We start from the raw sequence: 18,479 nt of genomic DNA, 5'->3' as shown, positions 1-18,479 counted from the left end.
GCCCGATACCCTACAAACACAATGCCAGCCGCCGTCACCGAGTCGCGAAGATGAAATTCAAGGTGACAAACTGGCCGGAATACGAGGCGGGCCTTCGGCGGCGCGGCAGTCTGACGCTGTGGTTGACAGAAGAAGCCTTGGCCAGGTGGCATGCGCCGCGAAGAACGACCCGCGGCGGCCAGCCCCGCTATTCCGATCTCGCCATCGAGGCGGTCTTGACACTGGGATGCGTCTTCGGGCTTCGTCTGCGCCAGAGCGAGGGATTGGCGACCTCGCTGCTCGATCTGATGGGGCTTGATCTACCGGTTCCCGATCACACGACGCTAAGCCGCCGGGCGCAGATATGGGAACCATCGGCCAAGCGGCAGCGGCATCCGAGGACGGTCCGCTGCATGTGCTGATCGATAGCACCGGATGAAAGTCTACGGCGCCGGCCAATGGCTGGAAGACAAGCACGGTGCCAGATCACGCCGGACCTGGCGCAAGCTGCATTTGGTTCTCAATGCCGACAGCGGCGAGATCATCGCCCATTGTCTGACCGACCAGGACGGCGACGATCCCACGCAGGTGAAGCCGCTGCTCGACCGGATCGACGCAGAGATCGACCAATTCACGGCCGACGGAGCATATGATGGCGGTCCCACCTACTGCGCGGTGCTGCAACACAGCGTCCCCGCAAGGATAGTCATCCCGCCACGTTCAACGGCCGTGGAGAGTGATGACACCGGACCACCCGGTCAAAGGGACGGTCACATCACGGCGATCGCCAATGATGGAAGGCTGAATTGGCAGGCGTCCACCGGCTATGGCAAGCGCGCCCTGATCGAGACCGCCGTCGGGCGCTACAAGGGGCTGATCGGACGTCGCCTGCGAGCCCGCTCCTTTTCGGCTCAGCAGACCGAGGTCGCCATCGGCTGCGCCGTTCTCAACCGCATGACGGCGTGCGCACGCCCGGAGTCCGTTCGCTGCCCGGCAAGGCCGACATAGCAGGCGGCATCAAAGAGCTGATTGTGCCTAATGCCACATTTTGCACCAATGCCTTGTGGCGCGGGCAGCCACAGGCACAGGCTACGCGGAAAATGAAAAGCGGGGCCAACCCATTCGCTTGCACACAGCCTGGGTTTTGCCAGCTCCTCAACCGCAACGTGCTGTCAATCTTCGTCTTGCCATGTCTTGAACGCCGAACTGTTCACGCCATTGGCGCCGCTTTGTCATCCCGTGCCCCGAAATGAGGCCGTCGTTCGAACGATATGCGCAGTTGCTTATCCGCCAGAAACCGGCGAGCCAGATCGGTGTCGCGCTTACCCACGCGTGACACCCAGTCCGAAAACAGGCGAACCGCGCGCCGGTTCATATGCCGCGAAGGACAGACCAGCCAGTATCCCGGAAACTCGATGACCTCGAACTCTATCGAGACCGGAACCAGAGAACCCGACACCAGGTCCTCGAATGCGATGGATGTGCTTTCCAGGACCACACCTGCACCGTCCTTCGCCAGTTGAACTGACATTGACGAACGGTCGAAACGATAGGGATACGTCATGCGGGCGCCCTGGATACCGTTGCACGGCAGCCAATAATCCCACCGGAAATAGGCCTTCACACTGTCGATCAACCGCGCATGGCGAAGCTGCTCCCGCGGATCCGGTGAGATCGCGCGCAGTTCGGCAAGATAGGAAGGCGAGCACATCGGCAGGATCAGATCGTTGACGACGCAATCCGAATAAAGGCCGGCCCAGCCGCCGTCGCCATAACGAAGATCGAGATCGATGACCTCCGTTTCGAAATCCGAGAAATTGGGCGTGGCGTCGACGCGCAAATTCCAGCTCGGATAGCCCTTGCTGAACTCGGCCAACCGCGGCGCCAGCCATTTCTCGCCGAAGGAAGGACTGACGCGCAGGCTAAGCTGGAAGCTTTCGCGCTGCCGCACAATGGCATTACGCACCTCGCGTATGGATTCGAAAGCCTGGGTCGTGGTCTGGAAGAGCCGCTCACCGTCGATCGTGAGCGAGAGATGGCGCTTTTCGCGCTGAAAAAGCCGCACCCCGAGTTGGTGTTCGAGCAGCCGCAGCTGCTGGCTAACCGCCGAAGGTGTCACCTGCAATTCCTGAGCGGCCTTTGCCACGCCGCCGAGCCGCGCGACTGCCTCGAAATGCGTCATCGAATTGAACTTGATGTCTGACCTCGTCCTCGTCAGTTAAGCTCAGCTACACAGAATGTTAAGAAACGAAAATTGAGCCGAATGTCAATCGGTCGCACAGTGGTCCCGGAAGGAGATACAGGATGGAGCCGAGTTCAACCCAAAGCTTGGGTAGCGCCGGCAACGTGCCGGGAGTTGGACAGGTATTGACCAGGAAGCCCCTGATCGAAGCTGCCAATATCGAGAAGAGTTATGACGCAACCCGTGTCCTGCGGGGTGTGAGTTTTCAGGTCCGGGCCGACGAAATCCACGCGCTCCTGGGCGGCAACGGCGCCGGCAAAAGCACTCTCATCCGCATCGTCACAGGGCTGACCTCACGCGAAGCCGGCGAGATTGGCTTCGCCTCGTCGGAGGCCGACCACAACAGCCCGATCATCGCGGTGGTGCATCAGGAGCTGGCGCTGTTGCCCGAGCTGTCCGGTCGCGGAAAACATCGGCATTGTGCATGCGAGGTCGGGCTGGTCGCAGATCAGCCGTCGCCGCACGCGCGAAACTGCGCTCGGAGCGCTCCAGCTGATCGACCCAGCGATCGGCGAAGCGATCATCGATAATGCCGGCACGCAAATTGTCCCTCCACGAAGGCCAGATCGTCCGGATCGCTCGTGCCCTTCCACCGGAGCCGAAGTGCTGCTTCTCGATCCCGGCGATCCGGTTGGGGAAACGCGCTGGCTGCAGGAGATCGCCAATAAGCGAGGCTTTCCCCATGGCATCGTCGGCTATGCCGACCTGTCCCAACCCGACGTCGGCGACCTCCTCGACCGCCACATGGAATATCCGAACTTCCGCGGCATGCGGCAGCCGATGAATTATCATCCCGACCCCGCCGAGACCTATCTGGCGCGGCCGGAGGTCAGTCGTACGCCCGAATGGCGGCGCGGCTTCCGGGAGCTGGCGAAGCGCGGGCTGAGCTTCGACCCGCAGCTCTACTATCCGCAGATGAGCGAGTTCCTCGAACTGGCGCGCGACTTTCCCGACGTGCAGATCATTCTCAATCACACCGGCATGCAGGTCGACGGCGCCGAGCATCGAGGAGGCGATCGCAGCCTTCGGCGTCGGCCGCTCGATGTTCGCGACGAACTTCCCCGTCGACAAGCTGTTCTCGAGCTTCGACGCCATTTTGAACGCCTTCAAGGAAATTACGATCGCCCACCCGCACGAGGAGCGGCTCGCGCTGTTCCATGACAACGCCGCCCGGTTCTACCGACTTTAGATCACCGGCAAACAGAAATAGCAGGAGAGTTCGACTTGTTGCTGAAGGGCAAGGCCGTGGTGATTTCGGGGGCCGCGGGCCCCCGGGGAATTGGCCGCTCCACGGCAGCGCTGATGGTACAGCACGGGGCTCGCGTTGCAATACTCGACCTCGATGACGGGCAAGCGCGTGATGCCGCTGCGTCGCTTGGACCCGACCATATCGGCCTTGCGTGCAACGTCGCGGACCTCGACGCCTGCAAGAGGGCGGCGGCGCAAGTGACAGAAACCTTGGGCAGGATCGATGTGCTCTGCAACAATGCGGGCGTCACGCAGCCGGTCAAGACGCTGGAGATCAGCGCGGCTGACTGGGACCGCATCCTCGATGTCAACCTACGCGGCGTGCTCCATCTCAGCCAGGCATTCATCCCGCACATGCGCGAAAATGGCGGCGGCTCGATCATCTGCATGTCGTCAGTTTCGGCCCAGCGCGGCGGCGGCATCTTCGGTGGCCCGCACTATTCGGCTGCCAAGGCGGGTGTTCTGGGGCTTGCCAAGGCCATGGCGCGCGAATTCGGTCCCGAAGGCATCCGCGTCAACTGCATCACACCGGGCCTGATCCAGACCGACATCACCGGCGGCAAACTGACCAACGCCATGCGCGCCGACATCATCAAGGGAATCCCGCTCAGCCGGCTGGGCGAGGCGCGCGACGTAGCCGGCGCCTATCTCTTCCTGGCTTCCGATCTGGCCAGCTACATCACCGGCGCCGTGATCGATGTCAACGGTGGGATGCTAATCCATGGCTGAGTGGACAACGGAGCTTGAGATGCCTCGCGCTGGCAGCAATGTCAGCCTGGCCGAACGAGCCTATCGTATCCGCCGACACGCCGTGCGGATGGGTCAAGTCCAGGGCCAAGGTTATGTCGGACAGGCGCTGGGTGTCGCCGACGTGCTTGCCGTCGCCTATTTCCATGCGCTTCGTTACCGGCCGGAGGACACGTTGTGGGAGGGACGCGACCGCTTCCTGCTGTCGATCGGACACTATGCGATCGCGCTCTACGCGGCTCTGATCGAAGCGGGCGTGCTGCCGGAGGAAGAGCTCGAAACCTATGGCAGCGATGAAAGCCGTATGCCGATGTCGGGCATGGCGCCATACACGCCCGGCATGGAGATCACCGGCGGCTCGCTCGGTCACGGCCTTGGCATTGCCGTTGGCATGTGCATGGGGCTGACGCGCAAGCGAAGCGACAGTTTCGTCTACAATCTTTTGTCCGACGGCGAGCTCGGTGAGGGCTCGACCTGGGAAGCCGCGATGTCGGCCGCCCACCACAAGCTCGACAATCTCATTGCCATTGTCGACTTCAACAATCAGCAGGCCGATGGTCCGTCGACGGCCATGCTCTCCTCCGAACCGGTGACCGACAAGTTCGAGGCGTTCGGCTGGCATGCGCAGCGCGTCGACGGCAACGACATCGAGGCGGTCCGCAAGGCCTTCGACATGGCGCGCGGCCTGAAGGAACCTCGTCCGCGTGTGATCGTTTGCGATACGCGCATGGCCAAGGGTGTGCCATTCCTGGAAACCCGCGACATCACGCATTTCATCCGCGTCGAACCGCACGAATGGACGTTAGCGCTCGAAGCTTTGGAAAAGGGACGTCCGCGTTGAGGTTGTCAAAGTTCGCGCCGCGCCACGCCGCCAATGCCGGTGAGCGCAAGACCACATCGGCGATGATCGCGTCGATCGCGCCCGATGGCGTACCGACACGCAATGCGCCGTTCGGGCACACACTGGCCAGACTGGCGCACCAGCGGCCCGGGATAGTTGGCCTGACGGCGGACCTCGCGAAATACACCGATCTCCATGTTTTCGCACAGGAGCATCCGGACCGCTTCTATCAGATGGGCATGGCGGAGCAGGTGCTGATGAGCGCCGCCGCCGGCTTGGCGCGGGAGGGTTTTACGCCTTTCGCCACCACCTACGCCGTCTTCGCATCGCGACGTGCCTACGATTTCATCTGCATGGCGATCGCCGAGGAGAAACTCAATGTGAAGATCGTCTGCGCCTTACCGGGGCTGACGACCGGCTACGGCCCCAGCCACCAGGCGACGGAGGACATCGCGATCTTCCGCGGGATGCCGAACCTGACGATCATCGACCCTTGCGACGCGCTCGACATCGAACAGGCCACGGAGGCGATCGCGGACTACAACGGGCCGGTCTACATGCGGCTTTCGCGCGGTAAGGTTCCTGTCGTGCTCGACGAAGACGACTATACATTTGAAATCGGCAAGGCGCGAATGCTGCGCGAGGGCGCGGACGTATTGTTCATTTCCAGCGGCCTGATGACCATGCGCGCGCTGGAGGCCGCGAAGGCGCTTGAAGCCGACAGGATCGGCTGCGCCGTTCTGCACGTTCCGACGATCAAACCTCTGGATACGGAGGCGATACTCGCTGCCGCGCGCCGTTCGGGACGGCTGGTGGTGGCGGCGGAGAACCACACCATCATTGGTGGCCTTGGCGAAGGCGTTGCCGCGCTGCTGATGCGCGAGAGAGTGACCCCAGTCTTTCGCCAGATCGCCCTGCCCGACGAGTTCCTCGACGCTGGCGCGCTGCCGACGCTTCACGATCGCTACGGGATCTCAACTTCCGAGCTCGTGCGCCGCGTCCGAATTTGGAGCGAATGAGAAGTAAGAGCTCTCCCCACACAACAGTTGAGTCATCGACCTTGACCTTGCCCCTCTTATCTAATCCGGTTTGAAGTTCGTTCTGGCCCATCGAGAGGACCAGGACATGAAACGTAGCCGCTTCTCTGAAGAGCAGATCATCGGAATTTTGAAGGAACATGAGGCCGGGGTATTGGTTGCCGATCTGTGCCGCAAGCACGGGGTCAGCGACGCCTCGATTTACAACTGGAAGGCCCGCTTCGGCGGGATGGATGTCTGCGAGGCTCGGCGACTGAAGGCTCTGGAGGACGAGAACACGCGGCTGAAGCGGCTTCTGGCCGACGCCATGCTCGACAATGCCGCGTTGAAGGATCTTGTGGGAAAGAAATGGTGACGCCCGCGGCCAAGCGGAAACCTTTCCAGCGACCAGATCGATCAACTTCAACGCCGACTGCAACGGACCAGGCGATCAAGGAAAGGTGCATCATGAAGCATTCGCGGAGCCGACAATAGCCGACGCCATTCTCGACCGGATCATCCACAACGCCCATCGCATCACCCTCGAAGGCGACAGCATGAGAAAGCAAAAAACACCGCCGCCCTTGACCGGCGCCGAAAACGGCGAAATCAATCGCAAATGACTTCAACCAGGCAACCGAGCGCCGACCCCATCCTGCTGTCCGCGAATTAGTGAAACTGCTGTCCGCGATTTAGCGGAACGACTGTCCCGTTTTTGCGAAATACGCACGTCCGACGCAGCTTGCGTTGACAGAGGCGGTTTCACGCGCAGTTGCAATAGCACTTCCGCCGGCCTATTTTTGTGGAGTTCAATTGTGGTTCGGCCAAGGGCGCTTTGGGCGCCGGACCGGCCCCGTGTAAACCTCATTAAAGAGAGACGAACCCTGCCATGGAAGAATTCTTATCGCGCATCGCCACTGGTGCCGGCATCGGCCCGGCTCTCGCAGAGAAGGCCGTTGGGTTAATGCTGGGTTTCCTGCAACGCCACGCGGCCGACGGTCCCGTTGCGCGCATGATCGCGGCCATTCCCGGAGCTTCGGAATTAGTGGCGAAGTATCATGGCAACGACCCAGAGGGCGGAGGCGGCCTCATGGGGCTCGGCCAGCAATTGATGAGTGATGGTCTCAGCATTCTAAAGATCGCCGCCATCGCCAACGAGACGATCGCCTTCGCCAAGGAACATGCCGGCGACGAACTCGTGGACGAGGTCCTCAATTCCGTTCCTGGCCTTCCCCAGTTCGTCTGATCAGCGGCAGCCGGGGGCGCATGACCTCGTGCGCCCGTGCCGGCCCGTCTGCGCAGGTAGGCATTCTCCGCCGAGCGCTCCGTACCGATCTCGCCAGACCACCAACCGCCGGGCACGCGAAGCGAGCGTTGGAGTACTTCATTCGTCTGTCCCAAAATCGACCGCAGGCGAACCGATGTGTATAACTTCCGGCGGTAAGGGTTTATCGTGAACGCTTTCGATGAAGCCCGCGAGATAAGCAAACGTATTGTATTTCTCAAGAACCAACCGCTTCGCCTCTTGTATTGCGCCGCGACGCTCCTTCCAGAGGTCCGAGTCGATGATTTCTTGAATTTTTTGGATTACGTTCTTGTCCTCTGGGTCAATCAGAACCATTGAGTCGGAAGGGAAGAACCTCGTGATTGCCGGGCTGCCGTAATAGATCGGCATTGTTTCAGCAACGAAGCAGTCCATAAGCTTCTCTGTAAAATAGTAATCAGCACGAGTATTCTCGAAAGCTATACTGTAACGGTACGGTGCGAGTGCGTCCCATTTATCTCCAATCAGCCGAAAACCTCGGCCGAACAGGTCAAAGTCGAGCTCCTCTCTCAGCCGTTCCAGAAACGCCAGCCGATATCGATGCCCTTTAAGCAGGGCGATGTTACTGGTAATCCATGAGAGCCGAAGCGGCTTGTCCACGACTTCGCTGACCAGAAGTTGGTCATATGTCTTTGTTACAGACCAAGACCGAGTGATAGGTGGAGACAAAACGAATCGGCGCTCTGCATTCTGCCGAGCAGCCAGCTCTGCGTCAGACGTCAGGACGATGGTATTTTTCCCCTGCCCTTCATGAAATGCGCGATGAGCTTTCGTCGGCGGTTCGCCGATTGCAAAAATTGTCCTGTTTGGACTCGCCTCGATATCAACAGGGAGCCCAAAAATAGAAGCAGAGTTAAAGACAATATGCCAATCGGGCGCGAAGGATGTCCTGCGTACAAAAGCGACATTGTTCCAGATTCCACTGCCCTTTGGAGTGAGATGGTGGATTGCATCATCCAAAACGCCCCAAGAATCCAGACATGTAGCAACAATGGGCGCCGGACGTTCCGTCAACAATTTGGTCGACAAAGCAGTTCCACCCCATTCACTTCCGTTGGACCGGGAGCAACTCGTGCATCGGGCGCAAGACCTCTCTGCACCTGAAATAGCTCGCGATCCTGATCGGTATCAAACACACGATTCTGTGCGACTTCGCGATTCTGTGCGACTTCGCGCCATTCGACAACTCATCTCTAAGACCGCGGGAATCCCTTCACTCGTGAAGGTACTCAATCGCCATTTCGGATTGCGGTAAGATTGGGGAGCATAAACCTTCCGGGACCCGCTGTCGAGGCAATTGTCGCTTTGCACCTAACCAGGTTCTTCCTCACTTTGTGTGGTGATCAGGCCGGTTGAGTGGCAGCATGCGTGCCCTCTAAAATATGGAAGTTGACTACATTCTTATTATTAATCGGGATATACGACCAGTTTAGAGGCGGCTCGCCTCTCACAGGCGACGTTTGCAGCGGCGACGGCAGATCGAGATATTGGCGGGTTGATGCCGGGGCTTTGTCCGAAATCTGTGGTCCGATTTCGGACGAAGTGACGGTCAAGATGTCCGAAATATGCTACGAATTTCGGACAAGCTTCATACACAAAGCGCCGCGGCTTTGCCCGACATCATCGATATCGTCATGCAGATGGGCGATGCCGACCTAGCCTCGTCCCCTCCCCTTCCAGCCATTGCCAATCCCAGCCTGCCTGCGCAGCTTGAGGCGCTCGCCGGCCGCGCGCGCGATTATATCGAGGCGGCGAGTTCGGCCAACACGCGCCGCGCCTACGCAGCCGACTGGAAGCATTTTTCGAGCTGGTGCCGGCGCCAAGGCATCGAGATGTTCCCGCCCGATCCTGAGGTCGTCGGGCTCTATATCGCCGCCTGCGCGTCAGGTACGGCCACTGGCGACAAAAAGCCCAACACCGTTTCAACCATCGAGCGCCGGCTTTCGTCGCTCTCCTGGAATTTTGCCCAGCGCGGCCAGCCGCTGGACCGCAAGGACCGGCATATCGCCACGGTGATGGCTGGCGTTCGCAACACCCACGCCTCCCCTCCCCGGCAGAAGGAAGCGATCCTGCCCGAGGATCTGATCGCATGTTCGAGACCCTCGATCGCGGCACGCTGCGTGGTCTGCGCGACCGCGCCATGCTGCTTTTGGGTTTCGCCGGCGGCCTTCGCCGATCCGAAATCGTGGGCCTCGACGTCGGCAGGGATCAGACCGAGGACGGCCGCGGCTGGGTCGAGATTTTTGCCGATAAGGGTCTGCTTGTCACATTGCGCGGCAAAACCGGCTGGCGCGAGGTCGAAATCGGCCGCGGCTCCTCCGACGTCACCTGCCCTGTGGTCGCTCTGCAGACCTGGCTAAGACTGGCGCGCATTGCGCACGGACCGCTGTTTCGGCGCGTTGCTGGTCAAGGCAGAGCCGTCGGTGCCGATCGCTTGAACGACCAGGAGGTCGCACGCCTGGTCAAGCGCACGGCGCTCGCCGCCGGCGTGCGCGGCGATCTGTCGGAGGGCGAACGGGCCAAGAAATTCGCCGGCCACTCACTGCGCGCCGGCCTCGCCTCGTCGGCCGAGGTCGACGAACGCTATGTGCAAAAACAGCTCGGCCATGCCTCCGCGGAGATGACGCGAAATTATCAGCGCCGGCGCGATCGTTTCCGCGTAAATCTCACCAAGGCGTCCGGGCTCTGATGCCCCCGTTTTGTCCGCTGGGATGAGGCGGTCAGTCAGATCTCAGGCGATAACAATTACCTCATCGAGCACAGCGAGCGCTGTGTCCAGACTATCGGCGGCCGACGCTTCGTAGTCAGGCATGATCATCAACTGCGTTATGGCACGGCCCACAAATTCCGGGTTTAGCTTTTCCAACCGATCCTTGGTCCGGGAGACCTGTTCCGGGAATGCGCGCAGATTGAAGCGAACAAATGACGAGGTCTCTTATCCCCGACACGAATAGCTCGCGATCTCATCGGGATTTCCCTTACCGCCATAGGCAGCTTGAGTGGGATAAGCGCAGATCGGCTGGTGCTTGCCGGGGAATGCCTTGCTGCCAGCCGCGAGAGAATCCGGAGCCTTGTCTTGGTTTATCCAGCCCTCGATGGCGGCCAAAGGATCAAAGTCGTCGAAGGCTTGGCCATCGCCGCAGTGGGTCATCCCCGGGATTATGAACATGCGCACGAAACGGCGAGTCGCTTCCAAATCGCCGCCGCTTGTGACCTCGACGACTTGCTTGTACCAGCGCACCAGATCGTTGGCTGAGAAGACCGGATCGGAAAGTCCCTGAAACAAGAGCAGCTTTCCACCGTGGGCAGCGAAGCTGGCGAGATACGTGCCGGTCGCATCATTGAGCTTGGCCGTATCCGCAACGCGTGCCGGATCCTTGTCGAAGTCGAACTTCAGGGGGTCAAAATTCGGCGCCGGGGGCGTCATGAAGTAGTATTGAAGCGAGCGGGCTCCCAGAACGATGTTATTTGCATCCGACTGGGAAGTGGGGGAATTGCCCAGCTTCCACATTCTCCAGTCCGCGCCCGCAACGCCCGTATCATATGGCCAATCGCTGTAAAGCTTTTCGCCATCGGAGCTTTCCGGACCCGCGAACGCGCGGCTCATGGACTGCACTTGACCAGCCGTGAGGCAGCTGTCCGTCTTATCGCCTTGGCAGGACAGGACCTTTGGGTCGAACCGGCACTGCTGCCAGGCGTTGATGACGCCATCCTCAATGCCATCGCGGGCATCACAGGCAGCGAGAACCGCCTTGGCGACGATGTTCAGATCCTGCTGGGAGAAGGCGCGGGATAGAATAGGATGGCCGGCCTCATCCTTGGGAGCGATGCTCATGTACTGGCGAGTATCCCAGGCTTCGGCAATGTTGGCGGCACTGAGACGAAAACCCGGGCTACCTGCAACAATGCCGTCGAACTCGAGCGGATATCGCTGAGCCGCTATCAACGCCTCACGACCGCCATTCGAGCATCCCATGAACACCGACTTTTTCGGAGCCGCCCCATAGAACTTGGCAATCACCTGCTTCGAGACCGAAGTGACTTTGCCAATGGAGGCGTACGCAAAATCAATGCGTGCGGCTTGATCGACCCCGAAAGCCGGATCGGGGCTTGGGTGCCCGCCATCCATGCTTACAACAGTGTAGCCGCGCAAGAGCCCGGGAGCCGCGGTCGAGTTCCGGCAAGGAATGGTCCCGACGGCCGGCGCCAGGAAGCCATCAACTGCGCCGCCGCCCTGGAAAAGGAACATGTCGTTCCAGGTCGTCGGAAGACGCACCTCAAACCGGGTGCCATATGATTGACCATCGACCCCCTGGCGTTTCCCGATAACACCTCGGACAAGGCAGTGCCCGCCCACTTTTACCGCCTGAGGCGAGGCGCCGGTGAATGCAGTGAAGGGATCTGCGGGGATCTCCTGCGGCTTTTGAAGGCTAGCCTCGGTAAAGATCACGCTTGGAATTTTGAGCTTGGCGATGGACCGGCACGCCTGATCCGACGCGTTTGCCGCCAGTGCAGGCGCACATACACATATGATCGCCAACATCAGTGCCAGCGTGCACCCGCGGTCCCGCAGCTTGAGCCCGTTAGCCAAGAACATACCCATCCTCCCTGGATGCGCCCGATAGCCCGAAAGCTGATCGCATTGGTAGCTAGTTGTGAGCTTTCACTAGGTTGTCCATCCGGTCCGAACCGGGAAAGCTGAGATTGTCGAAGCTTCAGTGACTCCAGGGGGACCGGATGAACATCCATAAGAATACCGGTCTGACGCCGCTCGGTCGAGAGCGGATTTTTTGCGCCTGGGCGCGCCGGCAGCACCTCGAGGTGTTGCCGCCTGATCCGCAGACCGTCGGCCTCTACATGTGCATCCAGAAAGGTTACAGGAGACAAGAAACCAAACTCTGTGGCGACGATCGAGCGCCGTCTCTCCTCCCTGGCGTGGAATTATACGCAGCGTGGCGAGCCGCTCGATCGAAAGGACCGCCATATCGCCACCGTGCCCGCCGGCATCCGTAACAGCCACGCAAAACCGTCTGTGCAGAATGAGGCCATACTTCCCAAAGACCTGATCGCCATGCTGGAGACGGTGCTCCGCAAGACCCATCAGGTCGCCCCAGGCCAGAGCAACCGGCTGGTCCCCGGGGAGGACGAAACGGTCGACCACTCCGCTTGTTCGACTTGTGTTCGGGCGACTATCCCGGCTTCTATGCATCGCGCTTCGGCGCGGCGAGCTTTGTCCAACGCGCCAAGCCTTTGAACCGAATCGCTGTAGACGGAAGTCGCGGCGAGCTTCGCGTTGTTGATCTGAGCATCGAACCAGGCGTCGTATCCGCGGTATCCACCCCATCGTCTGTCGCGCAATCTGTTGGCGAGCGCGTCCTCAGCCGTTCGATCGCGGCCGTCTTTGCCGCAAACTATTATATGGCGGCCGCCGATGCCATTCGGGCGCGCAATATCTCAGGGGTTGAAGGATCGTCGATCAGTTTTCCGATGTCTTGGCGGGCCGCGATGATCTGCACATGACCCTGCAAAGATTGCGCGTAGTAGGAAATACTGGTGCAACTGGTCACCCCAGGCGTCAGGATAATCGTAGAACCAATCGAACGAATGCACGCATCGCGGTTTGCCTACAGCACTGCTCTCCTGTCCCGATAGCGCAAATTCGCGGTTACCTCCGGCCACGAACAGTCGGACCAATTTTATTTGTAGGTTAGACCTTCGTCCTCGGCAAGATTGGCCAAGCGATGACTCGCTGCTGAATTGCCGGCCCGCGCGTGATGAGCGCGAAGGCGTCAGGTAGCCCCCGCCGTCAAGACTCAAGCCGCAACGCAATCAGGCGGGAGTGCCTTCCGCTAGGTGGGGATGGACTGGCCGCCGAAATCAGAAGCAGCAAGCCTGGAGCATAATGGAAGACCTCGACCATGTGAAGCAGGCCGTGAAGGGCGACCTAGCCTATTTGCAGCCACCTGCTCAAAGCCGCGACATGAAGCCAGCCGCCAGCCTGCTAGTCGACAGCAACCGTTCAGCTTGCTGCCGCCGACCGCTTGAAAACGATGGTCACCTTCGTCCCTTTGTTGGCGCTGGACTCGACAGCTAGCTGCGCCCTGGCGTTCTCGGTCAGCGATCGCGCGATCAGCGCGCCGAGCTTGCCTGGCTTGGGCCACACCTCGCCTTCCGGCAGGCCGATTCCGTCGTCCGCCACTATAACCCGGCAGCCGTCGCCATCGACGACGCTGTGCAGTGTTATCGTGCCGCCATCGCGGCCCCGGAACGCATGCTTTAGTGAATTGGTCAGCAATTCGTTTACGACCAGCCCGGCCGGCATGGCGACGTTTATTGACACCGGATATGTATCCACCTTCATATCCAGCCGGATTCCCTCGACCGCATGCGAGCTCATGACCGCGGACGCGATCTGGCTGAGATAGACGCCAAGGTCGACCTCCTCCTTCGGCTCGTCGGCCGTTAGCGTCTGGTAGAGGATCGCCAGAGCGTCGACGCGACCGGCGAGCCGCTCAAACCGTCTCCGGTCGGCCTCGGTCGCGTTGCGGCTTTCCAGCCGGATCAGCGCGGTGATCATCTGCAGGTTGTTCTTCACCCGGTGCTGCAGTTCGCGCAGCAGCGTGTCTTTCTCGCTGACACGCTCCTCCGCCGAGCGCTCATCTCCCGCCTCGCCATGGGCGGATACGTCGACCAGGGCCACCAGTCGGAAGCACACCTTGCCGTTGTCGTCTTCGATCACGTTCGAATAAACGTCGACGATCGCGGGTTTGTCCTCTCCGCGCTCCAGCTTGAAGGTGCCGACCAAATCGGTTCCCTCGACCACGGCCTCGGCAAGCGGCCTGTCCTTTTGCTGATGGAGGCCTTTGCCCAAAAGGGCTGCCCAGTTTGCTCGTGTGAGCCTGGCGGCTGTCAGGCCTGACAGTTTCTCGAATTCCGGATTGGCGTAGACCACGCGCTCTTCACCGGCAAGGTCCGAAACGGCTATGGCGATCGGCACCTGGTCGAGGAATTTCTTGAACTGTTCGCTTTCCAGTGCGGTTGCAAGGTCAGGTGTATCAAGTAACTGCTCGACCGCCTCAGCCTTCTCTGAATCCGATGTCATTTGCGCGCCTGTTCTGTGCGGATGATATCAACAATGCGGCGAGCCCGCCATCGCCAAAACTGGAGCTGCATCTCACGTTTCGCATCACGCATCTGACAACCAGCTCTGCATAGCGTAACGGCCGCACGTCTAGCATTGCGACCGGCCGAAGGAGAGCGGCAAGGATCGGCTACAATCCAGGTGCCTGGAATGTCGAAGCGACCGGTCAAGTGGGTACGCTGCGGAAGATCGATAGAGCAGGCATTCAGGGAGAATGAGTTCGCGTGCCGGCCTCGGCGATACGTGCCGACACTGTCAACCTCATGACCGCATGCGGGCTGAAAGAGCAGCGCTTCGCTCCAGCGGTAATTCAGGCCGCTAGCTGCCTAACTGCGGCAAGCCCATCGATCGTGTATGTTGAGACGCTATTGCCGATGCCTAAATATCGAACCCGTCATGGCAATCGTTGTGACGGGAAGCGCTCGCTTATGGGCTGTGCTGGAATGCGCATGAAGTATACGCCTGTGCGCCGCTTCGTTGATCTCTTGGCCTTCGAGGAAGTCGTCAATCTCATCGTATGTGAGACCGGCACGAGGTTCTCCAGGTCGGCGGTCGGGATCTTTTCAACAAGATCAGACGGAGCGCCCAGACACACTGCCAAGGCGCGAACTCTGCGCTTGTTCAGCCCGGAAAGAGGAAGAATGTCTGCGGCACCATCGCCGAACTTGGTGAAGAAGCCCATCAAGGCCTCGGCTGCTTCGAAGCGACTTCTGAAAAAGAAGTGTGGGTTTGCTCTCATACCCTTTGCTGAAAAATGTTGTCATAGAGCGCATGGAATGCCACGCGCTTCGAATCGGAGTAGCCATCCGGGAAGCCTGAAGCCCCTTTGAAGCGCATGTCCGGCAGCTATTCATAGCGTGGATGACTTTGATCGAAACAAACGATTTCATAACTCTTCGGAAATCTTGCATGGACAAAAGCACGTCCGCACCGGTCACCCATCCAAAGGAGAAAATCTTCCATGCGCCCTGACGTGCAGTGGAGGTCGTGCCGAGAAGTGAGTTGCAACTGGCCGATCATGTCGGCGGTTCGACGCTAGTCGTCCCCAATGTTCCTGAGCTGCGAAGTCTTGCAGGCGAGCCAGCTGCCCAGCGCGATTCTGCTTGTGGCGGGCTTTTTGCCGCAGGCAGTCCGCTCGTTTGGGCAGCGGATTGGAGACCCGGCCGGCAGCGCTACCATACAACATCAGCGCACTTTACATCTACGCGGTATTGCCGGGCTTCCAGTCGGTGCCATGTTTGGCCGACGAATGACGCGATACGGCCTCCTGCACAAGCGAAGGCGTTATCGGATGTGCGACCGGGAAGCAGGCGGACAGTGCAGCACATGTCAGTCGCCTGTGCGACGGTCTTTCGGGGAATGAAATCGGGCCAGTTCACGGCGCGGCATTATTCGTCAACAGCCGCCCCTTCGCAAGGATATAGGCAGCCCGCGTCACAAGTTCGTGCTGCAGATGAAAACGGCATCGCCGGCATGCAAGTCAGCAGCCGCTCAAGATTCGATGATCCAGCCAAGCTCTCGGCGTCATGGAACGGCAGGCGCCACGATCGAAGCATCTCATGTTGATTCAGGCGGACCCTTATGAGGCGTTCTTTGATGCCGGTGATGCCTGACAGGCGGTTGCAGCTGCAAGCGACAACGCGGCCTATTTAGTTGGAAACGGTCTGAGGCAGGCCAATTTGGCTTGCCCGTCACTATGTGGAGAAAGAAATGCTGTGTCTAGGAATTAGCGGCGGACTTGACCAAGTCCATGAAAACCGATTCGAGCTTCGGAACGCCTTTATGCACGATGGCGCCGCGGTGCTCGTCCGAGACGGACGGGTGATAGCAGCCGTCGAAGAGGAACGCCTCAATCGGATGAAACACTCCAACAAGCTCCCAATTCGTTCGATTCAATACTGTCTGTCAGCGGCGGGGGTTCAGCTCAACGACATTGATCGTGTCGCGCTCTACGCCAGCGAGCCCTATGCCAACGCCATGCTTGAAGGTATGTCCGCATCCCACCCGGACATTCTCTCCATTCCGTTGGATGCTAAAACGTTGGTGCAGGATCTGTTAACGCGTGAGTTCGGCACTAAGTTGGACAGTTCGCGTATTTCATTCGTAAGTCATCATCAGGCGCACGCCGTGAGCGCCTTTGCAATGTCGGGCTTCGAACAAAGTCTCATTCTAGCGATTGATGGCTCTGGTGATTTCCTATCGGGCCTCTTGGCGGTAGGGTCTGGCACAGAAATTACGCAACTCGAGGCTTTCCCCGAGAACAATTCTCTTGGGCTGTTTTATCTCGAGACGATCCGCTATCTCGGCTACGGCTTGTTCGACGAGTATAAGGTAATGGGACTCGCGCCCTACGGCGACCCCGCTCCCTATCGCGAGCTCTTCGAGCAGTTCTACGAGCTCTCCGCCAACGGCGGTGGCTACCGTGTTCACCTCGACCGCATCGGTCCGGCGTTGCTCCGCAATATCGAGGTCAGGCGAAAGGGAATGCCCTTCACCCAGCAGCATCGAGATGTGAGTGCGTCACTGCAGGAAGCGCTTGAGCGGATCGTGTTCCACATTCTCCGGCATCACCGTGAGGCCACCGGCATGAAGCGGTTGTGCCTGGCGGGGGGGGTGGCCCACAACTGCACGATGAACGGTAAGCTGCTGTATTCAGGGCTTTTCGAAGACATTTTCGTGCAACCCGCGTCTCACGACGCTGGCTGCGCATTGGGAGCTGCGCTGATAGTCTCTAACGAGATGGGCCGCCCCGCGCCGTGTGAGCGACTGCAGGAGGTCTATTGGGGTCCTGATCTCGGGAGCGAGCGCGCCGTGCAACAGGAACTGAATGCATGGGCCGGACATCTCGAGGTTGAACGCTCTGATGACGTGGCAAGCAGTGCAGCCGACTGGATCGCCAACGGCGCCGTGATCGGCTGGGTGCAGGGTCGTTCGGAGTTTGGGCCACGTGCGCTGGGCAACCGCAGCATTCTTGCCGACCCTCGGCCCGCCGCAAACAAGGACCGGATCAATGCGATGGTCAAGAAGCGCGAAGGCTATCGGCCCTTCGCGCCATCTGTGCTGGAGGAGGATGCGAGCGAATTTTTCGACCTCCCGGACGGTAGGCACGAATTTCCATTCATGAATTTCGTCGTTCGCGTGCGTGACTCAAAGCGCGCCTTGCTCGGTGCCATCACGCACGTCGACGGTACCGCTCGCCTGCAAACAGTATCGCGCAACGCCAATCCCGCGTACTGGGAGGTCATCAATGCGTTCAAGAAGCGCACAGGCACTCCAATTCTGCTCAATACGTCCTTTAACAACAATGCCGAACCGATCGTGGATTCGGTTGCAGACGCGATTGCCACCTTTCTGACGACAGAGCTGGATGGACTTGTGGTCGGGCCCTTCCTGGTAAAAAAGCGGGCTGCAACGCTGCAGGATTGGACTGCGCTTGCGGTTTCGTTGCCGCCCTATGTGTCCCTCCATCAAACCCGCGCTTACAAAGCGCCAGATCGTCGGGAGACTCACTGCGAGATCAGCACGACCCACTTCAGCAGTGACAGTGTACGAATTTCACACGACTTGTTTAATCTGCTGATGCGGATTGAGGGCGAAGCCGTGTTGGGAGATCTCCTCAATACAATTGCGCCGGATCAGGCTAAGCGTGAAGCTCTGATGGAGGGCCTGCGACGGCTGTGGGAGCAGCGCCTCGTTCGATTGCATCCCTCACAAGCTGCTCGCATGGATCAAGACTGGGATCAAACGCTGGACCAGCATAACAGGCTCTCAGCGTGATAGAGGTGCCGCTATCCAAGCTCGGCGAATAAAGGTGTTCATCGACGCCGCCGGGCCCCGACAACCCGGGCCGGGGGCCGCCTGTAAAAAACGGTTTTTTTTAGGCATAAAACTTTGGGGCCCCCCACACCCGCACAAAAAACCCCCGGGGGGGGCGGGTTTTT

The 18,479-nt window shown here is 59.7% G+C and carries 12 protein-coding genes and 7 pseudogenes; 12 read left to right on the top strand and 7 right to left on the bottom strand.

The window, feature by feature from the left end; translation table 11 throughout:
* The first annotated feature begins 5 nt into the window (after positions 1 to 5).
* A pseudogene (locus NKH12_RS03775) lies at positions 6 to 987 on the top strand (IS5 family transposase).
* Positions 988 to 1,189: 202 nt separating this feature from the next.
* Here NKH12_RS03775 and NKH12_RS03770 read toward each other — a convergent pair.
* Entirely contained in the window at positions 1,190 to 2,161 is a 972-nt protein-coding gene (locus tag NKH12_RS03770; RefSeq protein WP_352457357.1) for a LysR substrate-binding domain-containing protein, read from the bottom strand.
* Between the two features lie 122 nt (positions 2,162 to 2,283).
* Here NKH12_RS03770 and NKH12_RS03765 point away from each other — a divergent pair, with 122 nt between their 5' ends.
* The 8 genes and pseudogenes from NKH12_RS03765 (at position 2,284) to NKH12_RS03730 (ending at position 7,319) form a co-directional block, all read left to right on the top strand.
* Positions 2,284 to 2,751 (top strand): ATP-binding cassette domain-containing protein, encoded by a 468-nt coding sequence (locus NKH12_RS03765; protein WP_352951950.1) that lies wholly within the window; start codon positions 2,284 to 2,286, stop codon positions 2,749 to 2,751.
* A pseudogene (locus NKH12_RS03760) lies at positions 2,642 to 3,410 on the top strand (amidohydrolase family protein). Before NKH12_RS03765 ends, NKH12_RS03760 begins: the two are co-directional and overlap by 110 nt.
* 35 nt (positions 3,411 to 3,445) lie before the next feature.
* Complete coding sequence (locus NKH12_RS03755) at positions 3,446 to 4,198, top strand: SDR family NAD(P)-dependent oxidoreductase (RefSeq protein WP_352884914.1); 753 nt, start codon at positions 3,446 to 3,448, stop codon at positions 4,196 to 4,198.
* A gap of 19 nt (positions 4,199 to 4,217) precedes the next feature.
* Positions 4,218 to 5,057 carry a transketolase gene (locus tag NKH12_RS03750; protein WP_352453734.1) on the top strand — a complete coding sequence of 280 codons (840 nt, stop codon included), beginning with the start codon at positions 4,218 to 4,220 and terminating at the stop codon, positions 5,055 to 5,057.
* Positions 5,054 to 6,076: a transketolase family protein gene (locus tag NKH12_RS03745; protein WP_502895560.1), complete on the top strand. Its 1,023-nt coding sequence runs from the start codon at positions 5,054 to 5,056 to the stop codon at positions 6,074 to 6,076. Before NKH12_RS03750 ends, NKH12_RS03745 begins: the two co-directional genes overlap by 4 nt.
* Positions 6,077 to 6,182: 106 nt before the next feature.
* Positions 6,183 to 6,469: pseudogene (locus NKH12_RS03740) on the top strand (transposase); the annotation flags it as partial.
* A 71-nt stretch (positions 6,470 to 6,540) separates the two neighbouring features.
* Positions 6,541 to 6,696: pseudogene (locus tag NKH12_RS03735) on the top strand (ATP-binding protein); the annotation flags it as partial.
* Between the two features lie 266 nt (positions 6,697 to 6,962).
* Positions 6,963 to 7,319 carry a hypothetical protein gene (locus NKH12_RS03730; RefSeq protein ID WP_352457361.1) on the top strand — a complete coding sequence of 119 codons (357 nt, stop codon included), beginning with the start codon at positions 6,963 to 6,965 and terminating at the stop codon, positions 7,317 to 7,319.
* A gap of 138 nt (positions 7,320 to 7,457) precedes the next feature.
* Here the strand turns inward: NKH12_RS03730 and NKH12_RS03725 are convergent, their stop codons facing one another.
* Positions 7,458 to 8,426 carry a glycosyltransferase family 10 domain-containing protein gene (locus tag NKH12_RS03725; protein ID WP_352453731.1) on the bottom strand — a complete coding sequence of 323 codons (969 nt, stop codon included), beginning with the start codon at positions 8,424 to 8,426 and terminating at the stop codon, positions 7,458 to 7,460.
* A 536-nt stretch (positions 8,427 to 8,962) separates the two neighbouring features.
* Between NKH12_RS03725 and NKH12_RS03720 the strand changes: the two are divergent.
* Positions 8,963 to 10,086 (top strand): annotated as a pseudogene (locus NKH12_RS03720) (site-specific integrase).
* Between the two features lie 246 nt (positions 10,087 to 10,332).
* Here the strand turns inward: NKH12_RS03720 and NKH12_RS03715 are convergent.
* Positions 10,333 to 11,994, bottom strand: coding sequence for a tannase/feruloyl esterase family alpha/beta hydrolase (locus tag NKH12_RS03715; RefSeq protein WP_352457362.1), 1,662 nt, complete (start codon positions 11,992 to 11,994; stop codon positions 10,333 to 10,335).
* A gap of 191 nt (positions 11,995 to 12,185) precedes the next feature.
* Between NKH12_RS03715 and NKH12_RS03710 the strand changes: the two are divergent.
* Positions 12,186 to 12,495: pseudogene (locus NKH12_RS03710) on the top strand (integrase); the annotation flags it as partial.
* Positions 12,496 to 12,497: 2 nt separating this feature from the next.
* On the opposite strand, the gene NKH12_RS03705 reads toward NKH12_RS03710, so the two are convergent.
* The 4 genes and pseudogenes from NKH12_RS03705 to nadE all read right to left on the bottom strand — a co-directional run.
* A complete protein-coding gene (locus tag NKH12_RS03705) occupies positions 12,498 to 12,755 on the bottom strand; it encodes an aminopeptidase (protein WP_352951949.1) in 258 nt (85 codons plus the stop codon).
* A 56-nt stretch (positions 12,756 to 12,811) separates the two neighbouring features.
* Complete coding sequence (locus NKH12_RS03700; RefSeq protein ID WP_352468513.1) at positions 12,812 to 12,913, bottom strand: hypothetical protein; 102 nt, start codon at positions 12,911 to 12,913, stop codon at positions 12,812 to 12,814.
* 503 nt (positions 12,914 to 13,416) lie between these two features.
* Positions 13,417 to 14,499 (bottom strand): sensor histidine kinase, encoded by a 1,083-nt coding sequence (locus NKH12_RS03695; RefSeq protein ID WP_352951948.1) that lies wholly within the window; start codon positions 14,497 to 14,499, stop codon positions 13,417 to 13,419.
* Between the two features lie 404 nt (positions 14,500 to 14,903).
* A pseudogene (nadE, locus tag NKH12_RS03690) lies at positions 14,904 to 15,235 on the bottom strand (NAD(+) synthase); the annotation flags it as partial.
* Between the two features lie 1,013 nt (positions 15,236 to 16,248).
* Here nadE and NKH12_RS03685 point away from each other — a divergent pair.
* Positions 16,249 to 18,315, top strand: a complete 2,067-nt coding sequence (locus tag NKH12_RS03685) for a carbamoyltransferase family protein (protein WP_352951989.1) — start codon at positions 16,249 to 16,251, stop codon at positions 18,313 to 18,315.
* The last annotated feature ends 164 nt before the right edge of the window (positions 18,316 to 18,479 follow it).

Source organism: Mesorhizobium sp. M1322, assembly GCF_040318085.1.
GTDB lineage: Bacteria > Pseudomonadota > Alphaproteobacteria > Rhizobiales > Rhizobiaceae > Mesorhizobium.
Note: the sequence above shows the minus strand (reverse complement) of the source record. Positions and strands in the feature narration are given on the sequence as shown.

Coding starts and splice junctions, on each gene's coding strand:
- NKH12_RS03715 (WP_352457362.1), bottom strand. CDS start 11,994: ATGTTCTTGGCTAACGGGCTCAAGCTGCGGGACCGCGGGTGCACGCTG.
- NKH12_RS03750 (WP_352453734.1), top strand. CDS start 4,218: ATGCCTCGCGCTGGCAGCAATGTCAGCCTGGCCGAACGAGCCTATCGT.
- NKH12_RS03695 (WP_352951948.1), bottom strand. CDS start 14,499: ATGACATCGGATTCAGAGAAGGCTGAGGCGGTCGAGCAGTTACTTGAT.
- NKH12_RS03685 (WP_352951989.1), top strand. CDS start 16,249: ATGCTGTGTCTAGGAATTAGCGGCGGACTTGACCAAGTCCATGAAAAC.
- NKH12_RS03770 (WP_352457357.1), bottom strand. CDS start 2,161: ATGACGCATTTCGAGGCAGTCGCGCGGCTCGGCGGCGTGGCAAAGGCC.
- NKH12_RS03765 (WP_352951950.1), top strand. CDS start 2,284: ATGGAGCCGAGTTCAACCCAAAGCTTGGGTAGCGCCGGCAACGTGCCG.
- NKH12_RS03730 (WP_352457361.1), top strand. CDS start 6,963: ATGGAAGAATTCTTATCGCGCATCGCCACTGGTGCCGGCATCGGCCCG.